Origin of the sequence: Paenibacillus sp. Soil787 (assembly GCF_001429545.1) — a bacterium.
Lineage (GTDB): Bacteria > Bacillota > Bacilli > Paenibacillales > NBRC-103111 > Paenibacillus_E.
Window position 1 is genome coordinate 587,895 of record NZ_LMSP01000012.1, and the last position, 25,886, is coordinate 613,780.

Consider the following 25,886-nt stretch of genomic DNA (forward strand, 5'->3'; position numbering starts at 1 on the left):
TTCTGATAATATAGGAGAGTCAATCTAAATTTTAAGGAGATGTCACCATGACCGAGATGAATACGTTAGAAATTATTCAGTTTATTAAAGAAAGCAAGAAAAAAACGCCTGTTAAAGTATACGTAAAAGGAAACCTTGAAGGTATTAACTTTGGCGAAGGCAGCCAATCCTTTATATCCGGCGGAAGTGGCGTTGTTTTTGGCGAATGGAGTGAAATTCAGCCCGTTCTTGAAGCAAACAAAGCGCAGATCGCTGATTTCGTTGTTGAAGCGGATCGTCGCAACTCTGCGATTCCAATGCTTGATCTGAAGCCAATCAATGCCCGCATTGAACCAGGTGCGATCATTCGTGATAAAGTACATATCGGAGATAACGCCGTCATCATGATGGGCGCTCTCATTAATATCGGTGCTTCTGTTGGCGATGGCACAATGATCGACATGAATGCTGTTCTTGGCGGTAGAGCACAAGTCGGCAAAATGTGTCACATCGGTGCTGGTGCAGTTGTTGCAGGCGTTATTGAGCCCCCTTCCGCACAACCTTGTGTGATTGAGGATGATGTGCTTGTTGGAGCAAATGCTGTTATCTTGGAAGGCGTACGTATCGGAAAAGGATCTGTTGTTGCTGCCGGCGCAATCGTTACACAAGACGTAGAAGAATATACAGTTGTAGCAGGAGCACCTGCACGAGTGATTAAGAAAGTGGACGATAAAACGAAGTCCAAAACAGAAATTTTACAAGATCTGCGCACCCTGTAAGGTGTTCTGGAGGTATTCACCATGCTTAGCCCCTTTATAGAGCTGCGCCGTCAGCTTCACCAAATTCCGGAGCCGGGCTTTCAAGAGTTCAAGACGCAACAGCTTCTCCTTGATCATCTAGCAGAGCTTCCTCAGGATAGACTGACGATTCGCACTTGGCGCACTGGCATTTTGGTTTACATCAAAGGTACGAATCCTACCAAACGCTTCGGATATCGTGCGGATATGGACGGGTTGCCCATCACGGAAGAGACCTCTCTTCCGTTTCCTTCCCAGCATCCTGGTTACATGCATGCGTGCGGACATGATTTTCACATGTCGATTGGGATGGGTGTTGTTACGCATTTCGCTCAGCAGCCAATGAAGGATGACCTGATTGTACTGTTTCAGCCGGCTGAAGAAGGCCCTGGCGGTGCATTGCCCATGCTTGCTGCTGAAGAATTACAGGACTGGAAGCCCGACCAGATTGTAGCTCTCCATATAGCTCCTGAGTATCCAGTAGGCACGATTGCCACGAGGCCGGAGATCTTGTTTGCCAATACATCTGAGCTGTTCATTGACCTGCTAGGCAAAGGCGGACATGCCGCTTACCCGCACCAAGCGAACGATATGATCATTGCTGCGACACAAATGGTTGGTCAACTGCAAACCATTGTTTCCCGCAATGTGAATCCGCTTGATTCGGCCGTCATTACCATTGGCAAAATGGAGGCAGGAACAAAGCAGAATATAATCGCGGAAAAAGCCCGCTTGGAAGGTACAATTCGAACTCTTTCCGCTGATTCTATGAATAAGATCAAGAAACGGATCGAAGCTGTAGCGGCAGGAATCGAAAGCTCCTTCGAGTGTCAAGTCTCTATTGATTATGGCTCGAATTACCGCCAAGTGTTCAATGATCCTGCTTTGACCGTGGAATTCATGAACTGGCTCCGCGGTAAGGATAACGTACAGCTTGTGGAGTGTACAGAAGCGATGACAGGCGAAGACTTCGGCTACTTTTTGGAGCAAATACCCGGCTTCATGTTCTGGTTAGGGGTAGATACCCCTCATGGGTTGCATAACGCCAAGCTTGATCCTAACGAGAGTGCCATTGATTTAGCCATAGATACCATTACAGCCTATTTACGGTTTAAATCTAATTAAAAGCAAAGAAAACCTCCAACCCACTTTTGTGGATTTGGAGGTTTTTTCGTATTGTCTTTAACACAACGCTGAAATGCTTAACATTTAGCTAAGTTCACGTTAGCTTATTTACAAAGCGCTCAAGACGATCGAGGGACTCTGCTAATACTTCTTGTGAATAAGCATAAGAAATGCGGATATAGCCTTCTCCATAAAAAGTGAAAGCATCACCAGGAACAACAGCAACATGCTCCTCATGAAGCAGCCTCATAGTAAAGTCTTGCGAACTTAGTCCGAATTTGGCGATGGAAGGGAATAAATAAAACGCCCCATTCGGCTTTTCCAACTCGAAGCCCATAGAGACCAAACGATCATAGACATAATCCCTACGAACTTCATAGGCATTGCGCATAGGCAGAGCATCATCCATACCAACTGTCAAAGCCTCTAATGCCGCATACTGGCTTACTGAGCTTGCGCAAGTCACATTATACTGATGCACCTTGACCATATGCTCGGTAATGTAAGCAGGCGCTAAAGTGAATCCAACTCGCCAGCCTGTCATAGCGTGGGATTTGGATAGGCCATTAATAACAATTGTTTTCTCGCGAAGCTTACCTATCGTTGCAATTGAATGATGTCGGACTCCGTACACAAGCTCACTATAAATTTCATCGGATAAAATAAATAATTCCCGATCTTCTAATAATTGAGCCAAATCGGCCAATTCCTGCTCCGTGAGTACTTGCCCTGTAGGATTAGATGGGTAGCACAAGATAACGCAGCGCGTGTTAGCTGTTAGATAAGGCTCAAGCAACTCTGCCGTTAACTTCAAGCCATTCGGCCTGGTATCGACGTAGACAGGAACTCCCCCTGCCAACCTGATTAATGGCTCGTACCCAGGGTAAATTGGCGCGGGAATAATAACTTCCGCACCAGGTGTAAGGATGGTACGTAACGTAATGTCTACCGCTTGACTCGCTCCAGCGGTCACGATAATTTCATCAGCCGCGCGGTATTGTTGGCCGTACTTACCCAGAACGAAGCTGGATACCGCTTCTCGGAGCTCCAATAGTCCGGGATTTTGTGTGTAAACTGTTTTATTTTGATCCAAAGCCCTCTGTCCCGCCTCAATAATATGCCGCGGCGTCGGGAAATCAGGTTGTCCAATCGTTAACGTCAATGCTCCCGGAATCGTGCTGACGAGATTAGATATTTTGCGTATGCCCGAAATTTGAATGTCTTTCACTTGTGGATTAATCAGATGCTCCATGTGATTCACTCCTCTCCCACTCTGAAGAACCCTAGGATGTTCGAATTGTTTGCAGAAGGTTTTCCATATCAGCTGGAATCGGCGCTTCAAATTGCAGCCATTCCTCTGTTCGAGGATGCTTAAAGCCCAGAATGGCAGCATGCAGCGCTTGGCCATCCATCAGCATCCCTTTGCTCTTGCCATACATCGGATCACCAACAAGCGGGTGACCAATGAATTTCATATGCACACGAATTTGGTGAGTTCTTCCTGTTTCCAGCTTCAACTCCACCAAGGTAAAATCGCCAAAGCGTTCGATAACTACGAAATGAGTTACCGCTTGCTTGCTGTTTTTCTCCGTTACCGCATACATCTTGCGATCATTGGAATCGCGTCCGATCGGAGCGTCGATGGTACCTTGATCGTGCTGTAGATTCCCATGTACCAAGGCGATATATTTGCGATTGACCGTATGAGCCTTTAACTGTTCAGCTAAGCTAGCGTGTGCTTTGTCGTTCTTTGCTGACATGATAAGACCGGATGTGTCCTTATCAATCCGATGTACGATGCCAGGACGCAGTTCTCCGTTGATGCCAGACAGATCCTTGCAATGGTACATCAATGCGTTAACCAATGTACCTGAGTAATGACCAGGCGCTGGATGAACGACAAGTCCCCGCTGTTTATTGATCACGATGACATCTGCGTCTTCATATACAACATTCAGGGGTATGTTTTCCGCGGCTAGCTCAACACCCTGGGGTTCAGGAATTCGCAAAGAAATAATATCTTGTTCAGACAGCTTATAGTTTGGTTTTATTGTTTTCCCATTCACTTTAACATGTCCATCTTTGACCCATTGCTGAACAAGTGTTCTTGACACATCTTCTTCCAATGCTTCCGTAATGAATTTATCAATACGTTCACTGGCATACTGCCCTTCAACCGTCCATTCGACGACTTCATTTGTCGCGGCCTCAGATGAGGTCTGGTTTGTGTTCATTCGTTGCTCCTTTTTTCTCTTTTCTCCAAGTAAGTAACGATTCTAGGAAAATCAGGATGACCCCGATCACGATGGCCGAATCAGCTAAATTGAAAATTGGATAGATATAATAAATGGCTTTGCCGAACAAGCTAAAATCAAAGGTAAACTGCAGGAAATCCACAACTTCACCGAATAAAGCTCGATCAATGAAATTACCGATTGCTCCTCCTAGCAGAAGGCTAAGCGCAAAAGATAACAAAACTTTTCTTTCACGAATCGTCCGACGGATGTACCAGAGTATACCAATCACTACAATAAGCGTAATCACAATGAAAAACCATCTTTGGTTTTGCAAAATGCCGAATGCCGCGCCTCTATTACGATGCGACGTTATGATGAAGAAATCACCCAACACTGGTCGCTCCTCGCCAAGCGGTATCCGTTTCACAATAAACCATTTGGATACTTGATCCAAAATAAATACGATGAGCGCATAAAAATAATATTTCATTATCTTTTCCTCCTAATAGTTTTCGTAAGCTTAAACATGTTCCTTAGTTTCAAGGAATTACCTCACTAAAAAAAGCTGTCACTCGGCATTATAACGGTATGCATCAGCTGTAAGAAAGGAGCTGTACACGACCTATGAGCCATTTATCCGAGGAGCAATTAAAAGAATTATATTTGCAATTATTGGAGGAAAAGGTTTATCTCGAGAAACATTTTGCCATGAATGATAATTATGGCCTGTCCAATTCTTTTAAAGATAGCACGGGAGAGCTCTCCATGTACGATAATCATCCAGGAGATATCGCCACAGAAATTTACGAACGGGAAAAAGATATTTCACTCAACGAACATGCTGAATTTCATTTAAATCAAGTCAATGAAGCCTTAGCTCGCATGGAGAGTGGAGAATACGGTATATGTGTGTTCAGTAAACAACCGATTCCCTTTGAGCGTCTTCAAGCTATCCCTACAACCATTTACAGCTTAGAACACGTTCCTGATCCTGACCGGTCATTCAGAAGACCAGTTGAAGAACAAATACTCTACCCGCCTTTTGGCCGAACCAGCTTTGACGAACGTGACGATGAGACCGAATTCGATGGTGAAGATGCCTGGCAAATCGTTGAAAGTTGGGGCACCTCCAATTCGCCTGCCTTTGCTGAAGATCCCAATGTGGATCACTATAATGAAATGTATGTGGAAGCCGATGAGCACGTTGGTTATGTTGAGTCCTTTGAGAGCTTTGTTGCGACAGACCTGTATGGTGAACATGTCACTATTGTTAGAGGCAAGGCCTACAATGATTATATGCATAAAGGCGAGGGCGATCCTCTACTCGAACCAGAAAACCTTTCCTACTCGGAGGATGAGCAGCTCTAGAAAAAACAGGACAAACGAGCATCGCATAAGCGAAAGCTCGTTTGCTTCCTTTTACTCGTGGTAATGAGCCGAAACAACCTCATTACATCTGGCACAAAGTGTCGGATGTTCTTTATTTTGCCCCACCTCAGGGGTCACTATCCAGCAGCGCTCGCACTTCTCGCCTTCAGCTACAGTGATAGCAATGGCAGCGTCCTTCGATTGATACACCCCAGCAGGAGCCTCCGAACCAGGTTTGTGCACGCTCACAGCAGACACGATGAACAATTGATCCAATTGCTCTAATTGCATAAGTAAGTTGTAAGCAGCTTCATTCGGATATAGATGTACAGCAGCTCCTAACGAGTTACCGATGACCTTCTCTTTACGCGCCTCTTCGAGAGCTTTCAGAACTTCATCTCTCACTTCCAGGAAGCTATTCCATTTATTTTCCAATTCTTCCTTGTATAAACTTGAATCGACTTCAGGCAGCTCATCTAACTGCACACTGCTCAGCTCAACTCCAGGGATGTACTTCCATACTTCATCCGCTGTGTGCGGGAGAATCGGTGAAATCAGCTTCGTGATCGCAGTTAGGGAAGCATATAATACGGTTTGCGAAGCTTTCCGAGCTGGATCATGAGGCGCGTTTGCATACAAACGGTCTTTGATAATATCCAAATAGAATGAGCTCATTTCAACCGCGCAGAAATGATGAATCGTTTGGTATACGACATGGAATTCATACGCTTCGTAAGCCTTCACTACCTTCTCAATCATGCGATTCAAGCGAATCAACGCATAACGGTCGAGCTCCGACAAACTCTCCGTAGCTACACGATCGGTTTCTGGGTTGAAATGACTCATGTTACCCAGCAAGAAGCGCATCGTGTTGCGGATTTTACGGTATACTTCCGTCGTTTGGTTCAAGATATTATCCGAGATCCGGTGATCCGATTGATAATCGACTGAGGATACCCACAGACGCAGAATATCGGCACCTAGCTTCCCACAGACAACATTCGGATCAATCGTGTTTCCGATCGACTTGGACATTTTCCGTCCTTCTCCATCCAGCGTAAAGCCATGGCTAAGAACGCCTTTATATGGCGATTTCTCTCTTGTGGCAACACCAGTAATGAGGGAGGAGTTGAACCAACCACGGTACTGGTCAGAACCTTCTAAGTACAGATCCGCAGGCCACTGCAGCTCTGGACGGGATTCTAGAACAGCCACATGGCTGGAACCAGAATCAAACCATACGTCCATGATGTCCGTTTCCTTACGGAACTCACCATGACCACATTTGGAGCAGCTGGTTCCCTGAGGAAGAAGATCCTTTTCATCCTTGATAAACCAAGCATTTGAGCCTTCTTGCTCAAATAACTGAGCCACATGTTGGGTGGTTTGCTCATTGACAAGCGGTTCGTTACAACTGCGGCAGTAGAAGATCGGAATCGGAACACCCCAAGCACGCTGCCTCGAAATACACCAGTCTCCGCGATCTGCAATCATGTTATGGAGGCGGATTTCGCCCCACTCTGGCGTCCACTTCACTTGCTTGATTTCATCCAGCATCTCTTGTCTGAATTTATCGATAGACGCAAACCATTGCTCAGTTGCTCGATAAATTACAGGCTTCTTCGTACGCCAATCATGAGCGTATTGATGCTGAATTTCGCCAGCTTTAAGCAATAGACCTGATTCTTGCAGCTTTTCGATAATCAGTTTGCCGCCTTTTTCATAGAACATGCCTTCAAATCCCGGTGCTTCCGCTGTGAAATGCCCTTGATCATCTACAGGACATAGCACACCGATGTTGTAACGTTGTCCAATTGCGAAATCGTCTTCCCCGTGTCCAGGAGCAGTGTGTACACAACCAGTACCTGCCTCAAGTGTCACATGATCGCCAACCATCACAAGTGATTCACGGTCATAGAACGGATGCTGACACGTAACGAACTCAAGCTCACTGCCTTTTACCGTCGATAACACTTCGTAATCAGTCCAGCCAATTTCCTTAGCTGCGGCTGCAAGCAAGCCCTGAGCAAGTACATACTTCTTCCCACCGGCCCCAACAACAACGTAGTCGAACTCAGGATGAAGTGAAATACCCAGGTTGGCAGGCAGTGTCCATGCTGTAGTCGTCCAAATCACAATAGCGGCATCCTGCGGCAGCTTGCCTTTGCCGTCTTTAACAGGGAAGGCCACATAAATGGAAGTGGAGGTTTTTTCTTTGTATTCAATCTCTGCTTCTGCAAGTGCACTTTCGGAAGATGGGGACCAATAGACAGGCTTCAAGCCTTTGTAAACAAAGCCTTTTTGGACCATTTTACCGAACACTCGAATTTGCTGAGCTTCATAATTTGGCTGGAGTGTGATATACGGATTCTTCCAGTCACCGCGGATACCCAGACGCTGGAATTGGCTCTTCTGTTTCTCAACAGACTGTAAAGCATACTCTTTGCAATATTCTCGGAATTCAGGGACGGTCATTTTTTTACGATCAACTTTTCCGCTATTCGTAATGACTTGCTCAATCGGCAAGCCATGCGTATCCCAGCCTGGAACATAAGGCGCATCGAAACCTTGTAATGTTTTGAATCGCACGATGATATCTTTCAATACCTTGTTTAACGCATGTCCGATATGAATATCGCCGTTCGCGTACGGAGGTCCATCATGCAGAATGAATTTTGTTCTGCCTTTGCGACTCTCCTGTACTTTGGCATAAATGTCTTCAGCTTCCCAATGATCTTGAATTTTCGGTTCCGCCTGCGGCAAATTGCCTCTCATCGGAAACTCCGTTTGTAGTAAATTTAATGTTTTACCATAATCCATGCCAACCACTCCATTCCAGCCTCAAACTATATGTTGTCAGAAAAACAAAAAAAGCCTCTCATCCCCAAAAGGGACGAGAAACTCTAGCTCGCGGTACCACCCTCGTTAAAAAGCTAAATGAACTTACACACTCAGGTGTAACGAACATAAGCTTAATCACTCGATCATGTGTAACGGCATGACCCGTTTCTCTCTACTCGCTTCAAGAGACGCTCCTGGGGGATATTCGGTACGCTGCAGAGATTAGGCTCACACCAATACCCTAACTCGCTGACACTGCTCATTCGACCTACTCGTTCCAGTCATAGCTTTACTGAGATACATTTAACAGGAGTATAACCAATTCATTAGGCATAGTCAATATGACTGCCACCTAATCATTGATTCCTACTCTTCTTTATTTTCAAACTGCATACTTTGCCAGCCTTCCGTGTTAAGCAGCTCTAATTGTGCTTCAAGCAGTGTCCGGAAGCGTGTGCGATAAATGGAGGCTTGTTTCTTAAGCTCTTCAATCTCCAAAGCAACCTTGCGTGAACGCGTCAAGGATTCGTTAATAATCCGATCTGCATTCTTTTCAGCTTCCTTCAAGATCAGCTGTGCTTCTTTCTTGGCGTTGCTTCTCACTTCATCCGCAGCTTCTTGCGCAACGATAATCGTTTTGCTAAGTGATTCCTCAATGTTGGTGAAATGGTCCAAACGTTCCTGCAGTGTCACCGTTTGATTATGCAAGTCTTTATTCTCACGAATCAATGCCTCGTAATCCTTAATGACTTGATCCAGGAATTCATTCACTTGATCTTCATCATAACCGCGGAACGAGCGGGAAAACTCCTTATTATGTATGTCTAGCGGTGTTAATGGCATCAGTGCCCCTCCTTAGCGTTTTGCGCAGCAAAACTGACTTCGTAAGTATAAGCTGAGCTTTCTTCCAAGAAAGCTAGTTTGAACCCACATCTATACTGAATCAGTTCGACAGAAAATAAGCAATTCCTGCAAAGTTCGTGGATAAATTATCCACGCTCATGCAAATTTGCCGATCTTCACACGAATTCGCCCTTTTTTCGTTACGCCTTCCACTTCAAGCACCTTGAATCTGCCAAATCCTTGCAAAGACACCATATCCCCCTCTTTAAGGGGCTTGCTAGGATCTTCCTCAAGCTTCCAATTGACGCGGCAGCGGCCAGCTTGAATGGGAACCAATATTTTAGCCCGGCTTAGCCTGAATACATCACTCACAATCCCGTCCATACGCATCGATGCAACAGACAGGTTCAACTCGTCCAATTGTACCTGAGCTAGTTCCAGCTTATCTAACGACAGCAGTTCTGTCTGTACATGAACCCTATGTACCTGAGACAAATTCAAGTGCAGGTAATCCGCAGCATCCTGGGTAACCAAACAATGGCAGCCACCCTCTATAACATGAATATCGCCAACCTTGTCCCGCTTCATGCCGAGTCCAAGAATGGCGCCCATATAATCTCCATGTTCTAATGTTAGAAATTTGCCGTCACCGGAAGAAACGGACAAGACCGCCATCGCCATATCTTCCCCGTCCAAAGATCGGTAATCTGGGGCAATCAGAGCCCTTCTTCGTTCGGCGGCCGAATATCCGCCATCTAGACGGCAGTGGACATCTGGGTGCCTATTCACGAGTGATGTCAGTATAAAAGCCTGTCTGGGATCCAGAAAATCCGTTAGCTTCACAGCATGCTGCTCGGCTGCCCGTTCCACCCAATCCCACGCCTTATCGACAAAATGATGTTCATCCGAATGAAAATGACCATAGAGTTCTTTTGCCAATGTTAGAACAACCCCACAATGAAATTGATCACAGCCAATATCCCCATAACCACAAATCGCAATGCGATTAAGGCCACAATTGGCGAAAGATCAATGAACCCTATGCTAGGAATAATTTTCCGGAAAGGGCTTAAATACGGTTCAACCAATTTCCCAAGAAGTCCTCCAATGAAGCTATCACGTGCATTAGGAAACCAAGAGAGAATCAAATAACCAATAATCATGAAATAATAAATTTCCATCAAAATACTAAGATAATATTGAATGTAATACACGTATGCATCCACCTCTGTGTTAGGATATGCGCCTATTCCTCACCCATCATCTCGGAGATGTGACCATGAATATCAACTGAATCTGGCGTACAGAGGAAGATATTTGGTCCTAGTTTGGATATAGACCCATTCAAAGCATATACCGTCCCGCTTAAGAAATCTACGATACGTATGGCTTGATCACCTCGAACTCGCTGCAAATTGACAATCACAGCTCTTCTGGAGCGAAGATGATCTGCTATATCTTGCGTTTCTTCATAGGTTCGAGGCTCACTTAGCACGACACGCGCATTTTTCTGTGAATGAATGCTGACGACATTCGCCTTATTTTTATTACGTAATTCATAAGGATTGGTTTCAGGTTCTTCCGTTGCTTCCACAATGCGCTCCCGCTCCACAATCTCTTCCTCTTCTTGCAGCCCAAGAAAATTCATAAATCGGTTATAAACACCCACTATAGTTCCCTCCTTATCATGTTCTTAAATCCGTTTTAACTAAAGTTCTTTCCCTACCAGAACAGTACCCAAACGAACCCAAGTTGCACCCTCTTCAATCGCTACTTCAAAGTCTCCGGACATCCCCATGGATAACTCGGTAATCTCGTATGGAAAAATTCGCTGGTCATTCAGACGGTCTCGCAATTCTCTTAATCCACGGAAGACAGGTCTTGTTGCATCGGCCTCCATCTCATAGGGAGCCATGGCCATCAAACCAGTGATATGTATATGTTTTAGACCGCTAACTTCTGTAGCAAAATGGAAGAAATGCTCAGGAGCAATACCGTACTTTGACTCTTCGCCGGAAACGTTCACTTGCAATAAACAATTCACTACAATTCCCATAGCTGCAGCCTGCTTGTCCAGTTCTTTGGCCAGAGATATCCGATCCAAAGAGTGAATGTAGGCGAATTTGCCAATGACGTCCTTTACTTTATTCGTTTGCAAATGTCCAATGAAATGCCATGTTCCCCGTTCGTGGAGCGCTTCCCACTTCGGCTTTACATCCTGCCAGCGGTTCTCACCGATGTGAAGAAGACCTGCATCCAAGACGCTTTTGGTTGTGTCTAAGGAAACATATTTCGTTACAGCAATCAGCTTAACTTCGTTCTCATTCCGTCCAGACCGCTTACATGCTGCGGCGACACGGGCTTCTACCTCTTCTTTACGGTCCAGTAAACTCACTTATGCAGACACCTCAATTCAACGCATCGCTTGCATCCATCTCCTCAAAGAAGACCTATCCAAGCAATCATTCTACCTGTAGAACCGCCTTCTTTTCGATGTGAAAAGAAGTGATCATTGCTACAACTCGTACATAACTGTGATACTTCGATATGGGACGACAAAATTCCTGCTTGCTGTAACAATTTTCGGTTCATTTCTTGTAAATTCAGCATGTACTTGCCATTTCCTTTGTCGACCATAACAGCTTGACGCTCATCTGATGATGCTTTGACATCCGTAAGAACATCATTTACACGATTAGCTACAGTCTCATCAACCTCATAACAGCACGCCCTAATGGATGGACCAATTGCCGCTCGAATGTCTGTGGCCTGACTACCAAAAGTATGTGTCATTAAGGATATCGTAGCCATGGAAATGTTTAACACCGTGCCTTTCCAGCCGGCATGAGCAAGCCCAGCAACACGCTTAACAGGATCATAGAAAAATAACGGCACACAATCTGCAAATTGCGCACAAAGAACGATCCCCTTCTCATTTGTAATGAAGCCGTCCTTCGCTTGAATAGCCGTTTCCCTGGATGTTCTGCCCATTCCTCTTTCCTGTAGGCTTACTACAGTGACTTCATTACCGTGTACCTGCTCAGCATACGTAAATGCTTCAAATGGCTGACCTACGGCCTCAGCGAGCAGCTCACGATTCCTCACTACATGCTCCGGCACATCGTTCACATGCAGCCCGCAATTAAGCGTCGAATACGATGCTTGACTCACTCCTCCATGGCGTGATGTAAAACCAACTGTCAATTCGCTGTATTGCTCCATCCAGCTTGCTATCGTAAATAGGACTGGCCTATCCTCTTTTCCTTGTTTCACAAATGGTTCCACGGTTACTCTCTCCCCACACTCAATCTTTACTTCCTTTTACTTTAGCACAAAATAAAAAGACACACGATGTTTGCTTGGCATGCCCATGAAGCAGCAGCCTTCGCTCGTGTGCCTTCCGTCAATTTCGGAATTGCTGATTGAACTCATAAACACCTTCGTTATCATCCGTTTGGCGATAAGGCCGGACGTCTTCTAATTTCACAAGAACGACATCTGCACCGATTTTCACAATATGTTTCCAAGGTATGATGACATCTGTCCCTGAACCAAACAACCCGAAAAATCGGCTTTGATTGGGCACAACAATCGATTCGATACGACCCTGACGAAGATCAAGCTCCAAATCACTGATTTGACCGAGCTTTTTACCATCGACAATATTGATTACATCCTTCGTCTGGAAATCAGATATTTTCATGAGGCTATTCACCACGAATCTCATTAGGATTTTTAACTGATTTTGTACTAGTATATGTGCAGTGTGGGCAAAATGTCCTGAAAACCAAAAAAAGACCTTCACGGCTCGTCACAGCCGATCCAGTCTTTATGTTAATTACGATTTCACATGTTTCTGCATCTGACTGATGGCTGACTTCTCAAGCCTAGAAACCTGAGCTTGGGATATGCCGATCTCATCGGCAACCTCCATCTGCGTTTTCCCTTCAAAAAAGCGCATGGAGAGAATCATCTTCTCTCTAACATTTAGTTTACGCATTGCTTCACGAAGAGCAATTCCTTCTATCCACGACATGTCCTTATTGCGCTCATCACTAATCTGGTCCATGACATAGATGGGATCTCCCCCATCATGATAAATCGGTTCGAATAACGATACGGGGTCTTGAATGGCATCAAGCGCGAATACCACATCCTCCTTAGGCACATTAAGGGCCTCGGAGATCTCATAGATCGTAGGCTCGCGTGAATTCTGATTCGTCAAGCTGTCTCTGACTTGCAAAGCTTTGTAAGCAATATCTCTTAAGGAACGAGAAACGCGAATCGGGTTATTATCTCGTAAGTAGCGGCGAATCTCACCTATAATCATCGGTACAGCATAGGTCGAGAACTTGACGTTTTGACTTAAATCAAAGTTATCAATGGCTTTCATCAAACCAATACAGCCAACTTGGAAGAGATCGTCCACATACTCTCCGCGATTGTTGAACCGCTGGATCACACTTAGAACCAACCTTAGGTTCCCATTGACCAATTTCTCTCTTGCAGATCGCTCCTGTTTCATCTGCAAATCAGCGAACAGTTCACGCATTTCAGCATTGGTCAGAACAGGCAGTTTGGCGGTATCAACACCACATATCTCAACTTTATTTCGGGTCACCGTGATTACCTCCCAAGGAGAAACATTACTGTTAATTATCCCCGTGAGCGGTTGATTTATTCCTGTCCTATCCTTGTTGGAGCTACTTGACAAAAGGGTTTCGACTCGCTCCCTCCCGTGACTCCTGAACAATTTCGACATGACCCGTCAAAAAATATTTTTCAGACCATCTTATTAAATTCTTTACGAAGCCTTTTAATAATACGCTTTTCTAATCTGGAGATATACGATTGTGAAATTCCCAGCAAGTCAGCGACGTCCTTTTGCGTTTTTTCCTCCCCGTCTTGCAGGCCAAAACGAAGCTCCATAATGATGCGTTCTCGCTCTGTTAACTTATCCAGTGCTTTATGCAACAGCTTTCGATCTACTTGTTCTTCAATATTTCTATAAATGGTATCATTTTCGGTCCCTAATACATCAGATAACAGAAGTTCATTTCCATCCCAATCAATGTTTAGCGGTTCATCGAACGAAACTTCCGTACGTATTTTACTGTTACGTCTTAAGTACATGAGAATTTCATTCTCAATACAGCGGGAAGCATATGTAGCAAGCTTGATTTTTTTCTCCGGATCAAAGGTGTTCACAGCTTTAATTAAACCGATGGCTCCGATAGAAACCAAATCCTCGATATTGATGCCAGTATTTTCGAACTTTCTAGCTATATAGACAACCAATCTCAGGTTGCGTTCAATCAGCATAGCTCGCACTGCAGCATCCCCGGACGGTAACTTTTCCAATAAGTACTCTTCTTCTTCTCTCGTAAGTGGGGGCGGTAACGCTTCACTGCCACCAATGTAGTAGATTTCTTCACCTTTGAGACCTAATAGCATTAAAATACGATAATACGCTAGTTGAAAGAGCATTTTCCACTTCAAGAACATGTTAGTTTCCTCCTAAGAGTTTTGCGTTAGCAAAACTTTCATCGTAAGCATAGGCTGAGTTTTGCGCTAGCAAAACTTTAATCGCAAACATATGTTGAGTTTTGCTGCTTTAGCAAAACCATATTTCCTAAATCAACGAAGTTTTTCATCGTATCTTATTGCTCAATTTAATCTTACATTTTGAAAGCGCTATCCGGCTGAAATCAAGGCTGGATGGATAATTGCTTGATAAGTGCCGTCACTGCAAAGCTTGCCTCCGTCAAGTCCGATAAGCACCTTAGATGCTTCAATTTGCAAATGATTATGGGTGATCACCACCTTATCCGGTTTAATGGCCAGCATGAATTGGGTATTACGGTTAACGCCACGGTATGGCACGAGACGCAAGCGATCCTGCCAAACAAATTCCTCTACACCCAAGCCACTTATGATCTGATCAACATCCGCCGATCGAATCCTTTGGAGCCATTCTACAGGCAATACATCCCCCCACTCAGACACTTCCATTACCATTACAGGAGTACGTGTCAACGGGTCGTACAATTGATTGCCCGTATCAATTAAACCTTTGCAAGAGGCTGTATAATCACCCACATGAATCGTTACTTCCGCCAAATAAGATGTCAACACCTCACGCTGTTTCGAACTCTGAAACACCGTTCTAAACCACCACAGCAAAGGTAAGAGCAACATGAGCACAAACAGGATGCCTCCAACCTGCATCTGAAACATGGCCACACCCGTTTGCGTAAATACAATCCCCTCCATCACATCGGATGAGGATGCCAGTACATAATGAATCCCGAACATACCACCGGCTACAGCAAAATTCACTAAAAGGAACGTTCCGATGTTTCTCAATAAATTTTGTAAGGAGCCAAACCCAAAAGCAGTCATAATCATACCGACACAAAACATACATTTCACAGAAAATGTAAAAAGAAACAACGGAACTGGCAAGAACATAATGACCACATAGGAAGCTCCCAAAACCGACGAACCTACGATTCTCCACCACTTGAACGATATTTTCCGTGTTTTAGCCGTTACGATAAGCATGGCCGCATCCATCAGAAAGTTCAGCAGGAAAATGAGATCCGCATAGACGACCACAATTTCCTCACCTCCAGGACGGATGCTTTTATAGCAATTTTTCTGACGAAACTTTAAGGTTCTAAATCAGTATATGGGAATTTAAATTCAAAGTCTGTCTAAACTTGCTAGTAGGATGATACTTTTTTTGTCAGTTGACGCGGCTTATTCCAAGCTAGAAAAGCCCTATGGACAACAAAAAACCGAAGCCTTTACATCATGTAGGGCTTCGGTCTCTTTACAATTATTGTGTAATTATTTGTCGGTATTCCGTCCGCGATTCCGAAGAAACGTCGGAATATCTAATTGGTCGTTAGATGGTTGAGAACCAAATGGTTTCAAGTTGTTCAACCGATTGTCTGGAGCGGGAGTTTCTGGTTGACCCGTGCCTGGACGTTTGATAGGTTGATGAACAGGCGCTGCCTTATGCTCGAAACCCGTTGCAATAACAGTAACCAGAATTTCGTCCTTGAGTTTATCATCGATAACAGCTCCGAAAATCATGTTCACTTCGATATCCGATGCAGATGCAACGATATCAGCTGCTTCATTGACTTCGTACAAGCTGAGATTCACGCCGCCCGTAATGTTCATCAGAACCCCGCGAGCGCCTTCAATGGAAGTTTCCAACAAAGGACTGGAGATCGCTTTTTTGGCTGCTTCAGCTGCACGATTCTCACCTGTTGCAACACCGATACCCATGAGGGCCGAGCCGCGTTCAGTCATAATCGTTTTGACATCCGCAAAATCCAGGTTGATTAGTCCAGGTACAGCGATTAAGTCAGAGATCCCTTGTACACCTTGACGAAGTACGTTATCCGCTTCACGGAAAGCTTCAAGCATAGGAGTCTTCTTATCTACAATCTCTAAAAGACGGTCATTCGGGATAATAATAAGCGTGTCTACCTTCTCTTTCAATGCTGCAATACCTTGCTCAGCTTGCAAAGAGCGTTTGCGTCCTTCGAACGTGAACGGACGAGTAACAACACCTACCGTTAAAGCGCCTACTTCTTTAGCAATTTCCGCAATAACCGGAGCAGCTCCAGTACCCGTACCGCCACCCATACCTGCTGTAACGAATACCATGTCAGCGCCGCGAAGCGTATTCAGAATTGTCTCCCTTGACTCTTCTGCCGCTTTCTTACCTACTTCAGGGTTCGCACCTGCACCAAGACCGCGTGTCAGTTTATCCCCGATTTGTAATTTATGAACAGACTTAGCTAAGTGTAAAGCTTGAGCATCTGTATTAACGGTGATAAACTCAACGCCTTTAACACCGTTCTCGATCATTCGGTTTACTGCATTGCTTCCGCCGCCACCAACACCGATGACTTTTATTTGAGCCAATTGGTCTAAATCCATATCAAATTCAAACATGTGAGTCATATCCCCCTAACTTTGCGTTCACTATATAAATTCACTGAAAAAACTTTTTACACGTTCTAGAAAACCTGGTTTATTACTGTCGGAGGATTTTTTTGCTGCTGTCTTCGAAACTACTTTTTTCGAGAAACCCGAATTCCGATTTTTCATGTATTTGGATACGAATTGAATGATACCAACTCCGCTAGTGTAAGAAGGATCGCGTACTCCAATAAAGTCAGGTACAGCGATGCGTACAGACGTAGCGAGTTCAGCTTGTGCGACCGCAAGTATACCTGGCATACAAACAGTTCCGCCTGTAAGCACATAACCACCAGCTAAATCACCATATCCCAAACGATGAACTTCCGCGCGGATCATTTGGAAAATTTCTTCAACGCGGGGTTCAATGATATTCCCGAGGTCTACTTGCGAAAACTCTTTTTCCACATTGCTTCCCATTCTCGTAACCTTAAACATTTGATCGGGCGCTGAATCTTCAACAGAAGCACAACCGTATTTCAGCTTTATTTTCTCTGCGATTTCAAGCTGAGTCCGGAGTCCAATTGCAATATCATTACTGATGTATTCGCCACCAATTTGAATGGTCGACGTAGCCACAAGATTACCTTGTTCAAATACAGCAATCGTTGCTGCACCTGCTCCTACATCAACCAGAACCGTTCCAACAGCTTTCTCATCTTTCGATAAGGCTAACTGTCCAGATGCTAGCGACATCAAGATGAGGCCTGCAACCTTCAGTTCGGATTTTTCCACAACACGGATTAAATTATGTATCCCTGTCTTCGCTCCAGTGATAATTGTCGCTTCCACTTCTAAGCGAACACCAATCATGCCACGAGGATCATTAATGCCTTCTTGTCCATCTACTAAATACTGCTTAGGTACAACTCCAATAATTTCACGTTCGGGAGGTAATGCGATGACTCTAGCCGCCTGAATAACACGATCGATATCCTCTTCTCCGATTTCTCGGTCTTCATTAGAAACAGCGACAACACCATGACTAGATTGAAGAGCAATATGATTACCTGAAATTCCTACGTAAACCTCGGAAATTTGTACGCCGACCATTCGTTCTGCATGATCGACAGCGCTGCGAATTGAATTCACAGTTTGATCAATATCAACGATTGCGCCTTTACGAATACCCTCCGACTCGGCAGATCCCACTCCTATTATATTAATGGTTCCGTTTACGACTTCCCCAATAATAGCTCGAACCTTGGATGTACCGATGTCTAAACTAACAATGATATCATTGTTGCTCAAGCCCCTGGCACCTCCTGTAACTTGGGTAATAAAGTGAATTCCTCACAAATACTTCTATACGTATTCCACACAACCGCCATATTCCCTCTTTTTTCTACATTTTTTTTGCCAGTAAAAAAGTCGTTTACATATCTAGTCTTAATGATGAGAAAATGATATAGATCCTGTCTAGTAACTACTCAAGGATAAACGACTCCGTCGTCCTTCTGGGACGAGCGCGTTTGTCAAGGTAGATGCGAAGCAAAAGTATAAAACTTATACTTTCTTATCTACTAAAACAATCTAACGAACTGATAGATACCTAATTAACCATAAATCTAATTTTAACATTATTTTAAGTGATTGAGTAGCCCATTAAACGTTTTTTTGTCAGGAAGGACGCGATGTTTCCTTTGGTGGTGATTTGGGCGTCGCTTTTGGAGTCGGCTTCGGGCTTGTCTTACCCCCATCTTTGTTCGAATCGGGTGTAGGACCCGGGGAATTGCCCCCAGTCTTCTGACCAGATGAATTGTTTGCTTCATTTTTGGACTCTTCATTCGGTTCGAAAGGAGCGTGATACTCTACTTCTAGCATTTTGATAACACCACTAGTAATATGATCTTCTTGTAAGCTTGCTATATAAGCAGGCAAATTGTCAATTTTCTCAGGTAAATAGGCAATCGTTGTATACACTTCGAATTGAGATCTAGTATACAGTTTGATCTTGTCAGGGTATGGTTCTGACGGGTCTGGTTTAATTTCGGATATGTCAGAAAGCGCACTCTCCGGGATTTCTCCAAGCACTTTGCAAAGTGCGGCCTTGTTCGGATCGCCGTCTGTCCACCCTGTCAAAATGGGCATATCCAGAGGAATGCTTCCAGCAGAAAGCTGCACGACAGCCCCATCAGCGAGCACAGCCTGCTTCTTACCGTCAGCTCCAATTTGGAACGCTACTTTAGGGAATTCTTCTACAGTAATACGGATAATGCCTGGAAAATGCTTCTTCACGACTGCCGATTTGATCATGGGCATCTTGGCAACGCGCTGCTGGATAGCCTGTGAGCTAACGGCAAAGAAACGATCACCTACGGCAATTTGACTTGCTTGTCCAATTGTTTCTGATGCCATAAGTTCGTTTCCTTCAACTTCAATTGCACTAATTCGGCTAAGAGAAGATTGAAAGAACAAAATGATAAGAACTGTGATGAAAAAGACGAACAAGAAAATGAGCAGCTTCCGATTCGTACGCGCACGCGGCTTAGGGACAGGCAGAGCGGGTACTTTGCGGTCTTCAGACAAGATGGGCACCACCTATTATTTGTGTATGACAAACAAAATGAAAACCGTGTATCCCCACCTGCAAGCAGGAAGGGATCCGCGGAAGTCATTCAAACATTCTACTCGCTTGGGACGGGTGATTGGCGATGAACGGAGGCTCCCAGCATGGAAAGCATTAGTTCAATTCTATCATAGCCTCTATCAATATGATGAATTTGCTCAACGATCGTTGTGCCATGCGCAGCCAGACCGGCAATGACAAGTGCTGCACCGGCTCGCAAATCAGTCGCTTCAACCGTTGCTCCATATAACCTCGGAACCCCTCGGATAAAGGCTGAGCTCATATCCACACGGATATCCGCTCCCATACGGGAAAGTTCATCGACGTGTTTAAATCTACCTTCGAATATCGTTTCTTTCATTACGCTCAGTCCATCTGCTAGAGATAACAGCACCATGACTTGCGATTGAAGGTCCGTTGGAAAGGACGGATGCGGTGAAGTAATAATACGTTCGACCGCCTTCGGTCTTGTTGGACAGCTTACATGTATTATATCACCGTCCGTGATGATTTGAACACCTGCGCGCTTAAGGACATGAATAACCGAGGTTAAATGAGCAGGATTCACCCTCTCGAGTGTAATGCTTCCTTTGGTCGCAGCTGCTGCAACAAGGAATGTTCCTGCTACAATACGATCGGGTATGATGCGATATGCACAAGGAGATAATGACTCCACTCCGCGAATCGTTATAGTGTCCGTACCTGCGCCAATGATATCAGCGCCCATTGCGTTCAGGAAGTTTTGCAGATCCTGAATCTCAGGTTCACGGGCAGCATTGTAAATCGTTGTGATGCCTTCTGCTTTGACAGCAGCCATCATAATATTTTCCGTAGCGCCCACACTTGGGAAGTCTAGAACAATCTCACTCCCTTGAAGTGAATCTGCGGTGCAAACAATCTGGTTGGCGAATTCTTCTATGCTGGCTCCGAGAGCCTGCAAGCCTTTAAGGTGCAAATCGATTTTACGTTCGCCGATCGCGCAGCCACCTGGTTGATATACCGTAACACTGCCGAATCTAGCGAGTAGCGGACCCATTAGAAAGATGGAAGAACGCATCTGCCCCATCAATTCTTCTGGGATATGTGAGGAATGAGCTGTGGATGTTGTGATAGATACCGTATCCCCTTGCTGCTCAGCACGACAGCCCAGCGCACGAAGAATGTGCAGCATGGTGTCGATGTCGAGCAAATTAGGAACATTATGCAGAGTATGAGTGCCGTTAGCCAGGATGCAGGCTGCTAAGATTGGTAATGCGGCGTTTTTCGCGCCGTGTATCTGGATGGCTCCCGTAAGAGGTCTTCCACCTTCGATAACGAGCTTCTCCAAAGTTCCACCTCCGATTTACCTCTCACCAATCACCAAAACTTCCGGTACTAGCGATATGCCGTACTGTTCCTGTACGATTAGCTGTACCTCGCCTATGAGAGTGAGAACGTCCTCGGCTGTAGCATCTCCGGTATTAACAATGAAATTGGCGTGAAGCGTTGAGATTTCCGCTCCACCGACACGTTTGCCTTTCAGGCCGGCATCTTCGATAAGCCTAGCTGCGAATCCCCCTTCGGGGTTGCGGAATACACTTCCAGCGCAAGCTAATTGGCCGGGTTGAGTACGCCGACGCCGATCGCGGTAAGCCGCCATAGCACCGGCAATTTCTTTGCGCTCTCCAACCTGTAATTCAAAGACAGCTTCCGTTACAATGCCGGGCAATGTTTGCAGAATGGAATGTCGATAGGCATACTCCAAATCCTCCGCCTGCATAGTGACCAATTCCCCTGTGTCCAGGATGACTTCAGCCTGCTTGAGTATGCGTGACACATCGGACCCATGAGCCCCTGCATTCATGTAGACGGCGCCTCCCACAGAACCGGGAATGCCAGAAGCAAACTCCAGTCCGGTTAAACCCTCTTTGGCCGCTAGTACGGACAATTTAATGAACGAATAGGAACCACCTGCGTAGACCATCGCACCATCAAAACGAAGCGTTTCTAACGCATTGCCAAGTTTAATAACGACCCCTCTAATGCCTTTATCACTTACAAGCAGATTAGATCCTCTACCAATGATCGTCCATGGAACACCGCGTCCATATAGAAATCGGATGACAGCAGCTACCTGTTCTTTCGTTTGGGGGATAACGAGGCAATCAGCCGGACCGCCGATTTTCCATGTCGTATAAGGGGCTAGTCGTTCATTCGTTCGAATCTCGCCAATATTTGCTGCCTGTAAGTCGGATATTAACTGTTGCATGGGAAAACCTCCTTCACAGAACGTAGGGCGAAATTATCTTGAAAAGCAGCTTCAAGCTTCATAATTTCATAATATGGACCGAGTCGAAGATGGCCGGTCTTCGTTGTTGGCGCCATATTAAGCCTTAGGTGTCTGTCACGGTTATAGTGTAGTTTATGTAAAATCGGATAGAGTGTGACAATCGCCTATTCGGTTTAGCAAAATCAAGTCGATAAGCTATAAGTTTCAATCAGTTTTACGATCGATGCAACTGCATCGGTTTCTTTGCGTGATTGCATCGCTGCCTTGTGGGTCTCTCGATTCGCATGAAGAGCTTCTACATGCTCTGCAAGTGTATCGGCTGTTAAAGCCTCTTCTTGTAAAACGTCCGCATAGCCAGCCTTCTGAAATGACTCCGCATTTAGAATCTGGTCTCCTCGACTTGCCTGCAGCGATAAAGGAATAAGCAGCATCGGCTTTTCCATGACTAAAAATTCATAAATCGATGTGGCTCCAGCCCGGGAAATAACAAGGTCTGTCATTGCCAAAATATCTGGGAGCTCCTCATTCAAATATTCAAATTGTTTATATCCCCGGGTATTGGCAAGCTCTGAGGCAATATTGCCTTTCCCGCATAGGTGTACGATCTGAAACTGATCTAGTAATCGCTCTAGGTTGCCTCTGACGGCTTGATTAATCACTTGTGAGCCTAGGCTCCCGCCCATCACCAAAATGACCGGTTTCTGCGAATGAAAATCACAAAGCTGGTACGCGCGAGACGCTTTACCACTGAGAATATGTTCACGAATCGGTAAACCTGTCAGCTCTGCCTTGTCTCTTTGAACATGCTGCAAGGACTCCGGGAAGGTAACACAAACCTTGGTTGCAAAAGGTATTGAAATTTTGTTTGCAAGCCCCGGCGTTATATCTGACTCATGAATAATCACCGGAATCTTGTTCATCCGACTGCCTAGAACGACCGGGACGGAAACGAACCCGCCCTTCGAAAAGACGATGGCGGGCTTCAAACGACGGAGCAATCTATAAGACTCATAGACGCCTTTCATCACTTTGAAAGGGTCCTTGAAATTTTTCAGATCAAAATATCGACGTAATTTCCCAGACGAAATGGAGTAAAAAGGTACACCTTCGCGTTCAATGATGTCTTTCTCGATGCCCGTAGCCGAACCTATGTATTTAATTTCCCAACCTAACTGCGCAAGCTTATGCATCAGCGCTATGTTAGGTGTAACATGTCCTGCGGAGCCTCCTCCGGTAAAGACAATCGTTTTCATTCCCCTGTCACCTCGAATAGCGGGATATATTGAGCAGGATGCCGACCGATGTCAGCATAAGCGTCAATGAAGACCCTCCTGCACTTATGAATGGCAAAGTAATGCCGGTTACCGGGAACATTCCGATAACAACACCAATATTAATAATGACTTGAACGGCAATCATGCCGATAATGCCCACAGCGATCAAACTGGCAAATGTATCCGGTGCTGTAATAGCCGCCCGCATTCCGCGCCACACAAGAATCGTAAAGAGCAACAGCACAAGTGTACCGCCGATAAATCCAAGTTCCTCAGCAATAATGGAGAAAATAAAATCTGTTTGCGGCTCTGGCAAATAACTGTACTTCTGACGGCTCATACCAAGACCAAGCCCTACTAGGCCTCCCGGTCCGATTGCATAGAGCGATTGAATCGACTGATAACCTGCACCTAAGGGATCCTGCCAAGGATCCAAGAATGCTGTAATTCGCTTCAAACGGTATGGGGCTGCAATGACGAGCCCGATAAAACCCGCAACCCCTATCATACCCAGATACGAGAGATGAAGCAATCTCGCCCCCGATGTGTAGATGATGAGCAGCGAAGCTCCGACGAGAACGGCACCAGTTCCAAGGTCTGGCTGAAGCATAATGAGACCGAAGGCTAAGCCCATGATGCCAAGCGGTGGCAATAATCCTTTTCTGAATAAGGTTATTTTCGCTTGGTGTTCAGATAACATGTTGGATAAAAAGAGTATCATCCCAATTTTCATAAATTCGGACGGCTGAATACCGAAGGCACCAATCCCTAACCAGCTTCTAGCCCCACCGCGAACAACCCCGATGCCGGGAATCAGCACGATAATCAACATGGCAAAGCAAACAAAAAGCGCTATTCGGGCAAACCTTTTCCAAACCAAGTAATCAACATTCATCGTAAAAAACATGGCGATAACACCCAAAACAGCAAATATAAATTGACGTTTCAAGTAATAAAGGGAGTCGCCAAATTCGCGAAACGCAAGAACACTGCTTGCGCTGTAAACCATAATAACGCCAATTGTCAAAAGCAACAAGGTTGGAACAATAATCCAAATGTCAGGAGCGGACCGCGCTTTACCCATAACAGACACCTCTTCGTGTGTTGTAGGCGTCATCCATGCTACAATTCAGCAAGCAGGCGACATTATCGCCAAACCATGCAGTAAATGTGGATAAGCCCTATTTAAAGGTTATGCACGGACTCCTTAAACATGCGTCCCCTGTCCTCATAGGAGGGGAACATATCCCAGCTTGCACAAGCAGGTGAAAGTAGAACAATATCTCCAGGTTCACTCATTTGCCAGGCTAGCTGTACGGCTTGAGACACCGCGTCCGCTGCATCCTTAGCAGTATCGACGGTTTCAATGCGGCTAATCCCTGCCAGCTCGGCAATATGTGTAATTTTCTCTTTCGTTTGACCTAGGGTAACGATGCCTTTAATCCGCTCACGGAAAGTAGGCAGAAGTTCCATGTAATCCGACCCACGATCCAAACCTCCTGCAATGAGAACCACATGCTGGTTGAACGCCTCAATTGACTTAATTGAAGCTGCCGCATTCGTCGCTTTGGAATTGTTATAGAAGGTCACACCCTTCAGCTCTCTAACGAGCTCCAGACGGTGTTCTACGCCTTGGAAGCTTCTAAGCACATCTGCTATGGCATCTAGCTGAACACCTGCCGTAATGGCCGCTGCCGCGGCTGCTAACGCGTTCTCGACGTTAAAGCTGCCCGGAATCCCCATTTCACTTGCCGGCATAATGGGTTGCACTTGGCCGATTCCATTAGCGTAAACAATGACTTCCGTTTCTACATCGAAGTAAACGCCAAAAACGAGCTTTTCTTTCATAGAAAAAGGGAACAGTTTAGCCTTCAGACTAGGAATTAAAGACAGACACACCTCATCATCCCAATTCAGGATTGCTGTATCCTCTTCGGTTTGATTCGCAAATAATTTAGCTTTCGAAGCGATATAGTCATCCATGGAACCATGATAATCCAAATGAGTTTCGTACACATTCAACAAGAGGGCAATCGTCGGCCGGAACGCAGTTGTTCCTTTCAGTTGAAAGCTGCTAAGCTCAACAACCATCCAGTTATCAGCTGTAACTTCAGGCGCTGCCTCGGTCAACGCGCGCCCAATATTACCCGCTACAACAGGAGATAAACCAGCTGCGTCCAGCATCAAACCAATCAATGTTGTCGTTGTGGTCTTGCCATTCGAGCCTGTAATACCAATAATTGGAGCTTCACAGAATTGATAAGCAACCTCAACCTCAGTCACGACCTCGATTCCAAGCTCTTCTGCCTTGCGAAGCGGCTCTATCGTATATGGAATTCCCGGGTTCTTCACAACGAGAGAAACACCCTCATGCATCAAGGACTCCGGATGAAAGCCGCATACAACAGAAATACCCAGAGCCTCTAATTCGTCGGCTTCAGGGCATGCGCTTCGCTCTTTTTTGTCGTTGACCGTGACCAAGGCTCCTTTTTGATGAAAAAGCTTAGCCGCAGCGACACCGCTGCGAGCCAAGCCCAGAATAATCACTTCAAGTCCACGATAATCCCGCGGATGATTCATGCT

General features: G+C 45.3%; 25 protein-coding genes and 1 other annotated feature. Of the genes, 3 read left to right on the forward strand and 22 right to left on the reverse strand.

Annotation, left to right across the window (positions count from 1 at the left end):
* The first annotated feature begins 47 nt into the window (after window positions 1-47).
* Window positions 48-758 (forward strand): 2,3,4,5-tetrahydropyridine-2,6-dicarboxylate N-acetyltransferase, encoded by a 711-nt coding sequence (gene dapD, locus ASG93_RS15285; RefSeq protein WP_056833304.1) that lies wholly within the window; start codon window positions 48-50, stop codon window positions 756-758.
* Window positions 759-779: 21 nt separating this feature from the next.
* Window positions 780-1,901 (forward strand): N-acetyldiaminopimelate deacetylase, encoded by a 1,122-nt coding sequence (locus tag ASG93_RS15290; protein ID WP_056833306.1) that lies wholly within the window; start codon window positions 780-782, stop codon window positions 1,899-1,901.
* Between the two features lie 94 nt (window positions 1,902-1,995).
* On the opposite strand, the gene ASG93_RS15295 is transcribed toward ASG93_RS15290, so the two are convergent.
* The 3 genes from ASG93_RS15295 to lspA are packed head-to-tail and all read right to left on the reverse strand — an operon-like array spanning window position 1,996 to window position 4,628.
* Complete coding sequence (locus ASG93_RS15295) at window positions 1,996-3,153, reverse strand: aminotransferase A (protein ID WP_056833308.1); 1,158 nt, start codon at window positions 3,151-3,153, stop codon at window positions 1,996-1,998.
* A 31-nt stretch (window positions 3,154-3,184) separates the two neighbouring features.
* The gene (locus tag ASG93_RS15300) at window positions 3,185-4,135 is read right to left on the reverse strand and encodes an RluA family pseudouridine synthase (RefSeq protein WP_056833309.1); all 951 of its coding nucleotides are present in this window, start codon (window positions 4,133-4,135) and stop codon (window positions 3,185-3,187) included.
* Window positions 4,110-4,628, reverse strand: a complete 519-nt coding sequence (lspA, locus tag ASG93_RS15305; RefSeq protein WP_056833311.1) for a signal peptidase II — start codon at window positions 4,626-4,628, stop codon at window positions 4,110-4,112. Before lspA ends, ASG93_RS15300 begins: the two co-directional genes overlap by 26 nt.
* Before the next feature lie 134 nt (window positions 4,629-4,762).
* On the opposite strand from lspA, the gene ASG93_RS15310 reads away from it, so the two are divergent.
* The gene (locus tag ASG93_RS15310) at window positions 4,763-5,506 is read left to right on the forward strand and encodes a molecular chaperone DnaK (RefSeq protein WP_056833312.1); all 744 of its coding nucleotides are present in this window, start codon (window positions 4,763-4,765) and stop codon (window positions 5,504-5,506) included.
* Window positions 5,507-5,557: 51 nt separating this feature from the next.
* On the opposite strand, the gene ileS is transcribed toward ASG93_RS15310, so the two are convergent.
* The 19 genes from ileS to murD form a co-directional block, all read right to left on the reverse strand.
* Window positions 5,558-8,326: an isoleucine--tRNA ligase gene (ileS, locus tag ASG93_RS15315; protein WP_056833313.1), complete on the reverse strand. Its 2,769-nt coding sequence runs from the start codon at window positions 8,324-8,326 to the stop codon at window positions 5,558-5,560.
* 66 nt (window positions 8,327-8,392) lie between these two features.
* Window positions 8,393-8,641: a binding site (T-box leader), on the reverse strand.
* Window positions 8,642-8,713: 72 nt separating this feature from the next.
* On the reverse strand, window positions 8,714-9,190 hold the full coding sequence (locus ASG93_RS15320) for a DivIVA domain-containing protein (RefSeq protein ID WP_029196502.1): 477 nt from the start codon (window positions 9,188-9,190) through the stop codon (window positions 8,714-8,716).
* A gap of 156 nt (window positions 9,191-9,346) precedes the next feature.
* Window positions 9,347-10,129, reverse strand: a complete 783-nt coding sequence (locus ASG93_RS15325) for an RNA-binding protein (RefSeq protein WP_056833314.1) — start codon at window positions 10,127-10,129, stop codon at window positions 9,347-9,349.
* Between the two features lie 2 nt (window positions 10,130-10,131).
* A complete protein-coding gene (locus ASG93_RS15330) occupies window positions 10,132-10,371 on the reverse strand; it encodes a YggT family protein (RefSeq protein WP_056833507.1) in 240 nt (79 codons plus the stop codon).
* 65 nt (window positions 10,372-10,436) lie between these two features.
* Entirely contained in the window at window positions 10,437-10,859 is a 423-nt protein-coding gene (locus ASG93_RS15335) for a cell division protein SepF (RefSeq protein WP_047672372.1), read from the reverse strand.
* Between the two features lie 39 nt (window positions 10,860-10,898).
* A complete protein-coding gene (locus ASG93_RS15340) occupies window positions 10,899-11,585 on the reverse strand; it encodes a YggS family pyridoxal phosphate-dependent enzyme (protein ID WP_056833315.1) in 687 nt (228 codons plus the stop codon).
* Window positions 11,586-11,629: 44 nt separating this feature from the next.
* Complete coding sequence (gene pgeF / locus ASG93_RS15345) at window positions 11,630-12,475, reverse strand: peptidoglycan editing factor PgeF (protein ID WP_056833316.1); 846 nt, start codon at window positions 12,473-12,475, stop codon at window positions 11,630-11,632.
* A gap of 118 nt (window positions 12,476-12,593) precedes the next feature.
* Complete coding sequence (locus ASG93_RS15350; RefSeq protein WP_047672367.1) at window positions 12,594-12,893, reverse strand: YlmC/YmxH family sporulation protein; 300 nt, start codon at window positions 12,891-12,893, stop codon at window positions 12,594-12,596.
* Between the two features lie 135 nt (window positions 12,894-13,028).
* Window positions 13,029-13,811: an RNA polymerase sporulation sigma factor SigG gene (sigG, locus tag ASG93_RS15355; RefSeq protein ID WP_056833317.1), complete on the reverse strand. Its 783-nt coding sequence runs from the start codon at window positions 13,809-13,811 to the stop codon at window positions 13,029-13,031.
* Between the two features lie 161 nt (window positions 13,812-13,972).
* On the reverse strand, window positions 13,973-14,695 hold the full coding sequence (gene sigE / locus ASG93_RS15360; RefSeq protein ID WP_047672364.1) for an RNA polymerase sporulation sigma factor SigE: 723 nt from the start codon (window positions 14,693-14,695) through the stop codon (window positions 13,973-13,975).
* A 189-nt stretch (window positions 14,696-14,884) separates the two neighbouring features.
* Window positions 14,885-15,808: a sigma-E processing peptidase SpoIIGA gene (spoIIGA, locus tag ASG93_RS15365; protein WP_047672362.1), complete on the reverse strand. Its 924-nt coding sequence runs from the start codon at window positions 15,806-15,808 to the stop codon at window positions 14,885-14,887.
* A 234-nt stretch (window positions 15,809-16,042) separates the two neighbouring features.
* Entirely contained in the window at window positions 16,043-17,164 is a 1,122-nt protein-coding gene (ftsZ, locus tag ASG93_RS15370) for a cell division protein FtsZ (protein WP_029196512.1), read from the reverse strand.
* A 30-nt stretch (window positions 17,165-17,194) separates the two neighbouring features.
* On the reverse strand, window positions 17,195-18,442 hold the full coding sequence (gene ftsA, locus ASG93_RS15375; RefSeq protein WP_056833318.1) for a cell division protein FtsA: 1,248 nt from the start codon (window positions 18,440-18,442) through the stop codon (window positions 17,195-17,197).
* 369 nt (window positions 18,443-18,811) lie between these two features.
* Window positions 18,812-19,720 (reverse strand): cell division protein FtsQ/DivIB, encoded by a 909-nt coding sequence (locus ASG93_RS15380; protein WP_056833320.1) that lies wholly within the window; start codon window positions 19,718-19,720, stop codon window positions 18,812-18,814.
* Between the two features lie 98 nt (window positions 19,721-19,818).
* Complete coding sequence (gene murA, locus ASG93_RS15385; RefSeq protein WP_056833323.1) at window positions 19,819-21,087, reverse strand: UDP-N-acetylglucosamine 1-carboxyvinyltransferase; 1,269 nt, start codon at window positions 21,085-21,087, stop codon at window positions 19,819-19,821.
* Window positions 21,088-21,102: 15 nt separating this feature from the next.
* Window positions 21,103-22,008, reverse strand: a complete 906-nt coding sequence (gene murB, locus ASG93_RS15390; protein WP_056833324.1) for a UDP-N-acetylmuramate dehydrogenase — start codon at window positions 22,006-22,008, stop codon at window positions 21,103-21,105.
* A 203-nt stretch (window positions 22,009-22,211) separates the two neighbouring features.
* Window positions 22,212-23,282 (reverse strand): undecaprenyldiphospho-muramoylpentapeptide beta-N-acetylglucosaminyltransferase, encoded by a 1,071-nt coding sequence (locus ASG93_RS15395; protein WP_056833326.1) that lies wholly within the window; start codon window positions 23,280-23,282, stop codon window positions 22,212-22,214.
* Window positions 23,283-23,289: 7 nt separating this feature from the next.
* On the reverse strand, window positions 23,290-24,387 hold the full coding sequence (gene spoVE, locus ASG93_RS15400; protein ID WP_056833329.1) for a stage V sporulation protein E: 1,098 nt from the start codon (window positions 24,385-24,387) through the stop codon (window positions 23,290-23,292).
* A gap of 101 nt (window positions 24,388-24,488) precedes the next feature.
* Window positions 24,489-25,883 carry a UDP-N-acetylmuramoyl-L-alanine--D-glutamate ligase gene (gene murD, locus ASG93_RS15405; RefSeq protein WP_056833331.1) on the reverse strand — a complete coding sequence of 465 codons (1,395 nt, stop codon included), beginning with the start codon at window positions 25,881-25,883 and terminating at the stop codon, window positions 24,489-24,491.
* Window positions 25,884-25,886: the final 3 nt, after the last annotated feature.

Coding starts and splice junctions, on each gene's coding strand:
- murB (WP_056833324.1), bottom strand. CDS start 22,008: ATGCAACAGTTAATATCCGACTTACAGGCAGCAAATATTGGCGAGATT.
- ASG93_RS15395 (WP_056833326.1), bottom strand. CDS start 23,282: ATGAAAACGATTGTCTTTACCGGAGGAGGCTCCGCAGGACATGTTACA.
- ASG93_RS15310 (WP_056833312.1), top strand. CDS start 4,763: ATGAGCCATTTATCCGAGGAGCAATTAAAAGAATTATATTTGCAATTA.
- lspA (WP_056833311.1), bottom strand. CDS start 4,628: ATGAAATATTATTTTTATGCGCTCATCGTATTTATTTTGGATCAAGTA.
- sigE (WP_047672364.1), bottom strand. CDS start 14,695: ATGTTCTTGAAGTGGAAAATGCTCTTTCAACTAGCGTATTATCGTATT.
- ASG93_RS15295 (WP_056833308.1), bottom strand. CDS start 3,153: ATGGAGCATCTGATTAATCCACAAGTGAAAGACATTCAAATTTCGGGC.
- ASG93_RS15350 (WP_047672367.1), bottom strand. CDS start 12,893: ATGAAAATATCTGATTTCCAGACGAAGGATGTAATCAATATTGTCGAT.
- ASG93_RS15300 (WP_056833309.1), bottom strand. CDS start 4,135: ATGAACACAAACCAGACCTCATCTGAGGCCGCGACAAATGAAGTCGTC.
- murD (WP_056833331.1), bottom strand. CDS start 25,883: ATGAATCATCCGCGGGATTATCGTGGACTTGAAGTGATTATTCTGGGC.
- ASG93_RS15330 (WP_056833507.1), bottom strand. CDS start 10,371: ATGGAAATTTATTATTTCATGATTATTGGTTATTTGATTCTCTCTTGG.
- dapD (WP_056833304.1), top strand. CDS start 48: ATGACCGAGATGAATACGTTAGAAATTATTCAGTTTATTAAAGAAAGC.
- ftsZ (WP_029196512.1), bottom strand. CDS start 17,164: ATGTTTGAATTTGATATGGATTTAGACCAATTGGCTCAAATAAAAGTC.
- ASG93_RS15290 (WP_056833306.1), top strand. CDS start 780: ATGCTTAGCCCCTTTATAGAGCTGCGCCGTCAGCTTCACCAAATTCCG.
- spoVE (WP_056833329.1), bottom strand. CDS start 24,387: ATGGGTAAAGCGCGGTCCGCTCCTGACATTTGGATTATTGTTCCAACC.
- ASG93_RS15320 (WP_029196502.1), bottom strand. CDS start 9,190: ATGCCATTAACACCGCTAGACATACATAATAAGGAGTTTTCCCGCTCG.
- ileS (WP_056833313.1), bottom strand. CDS start 8,326: ATGGATTATGGTAAAACATTAAATTTACTACAAACGGAGTTTCCGATG.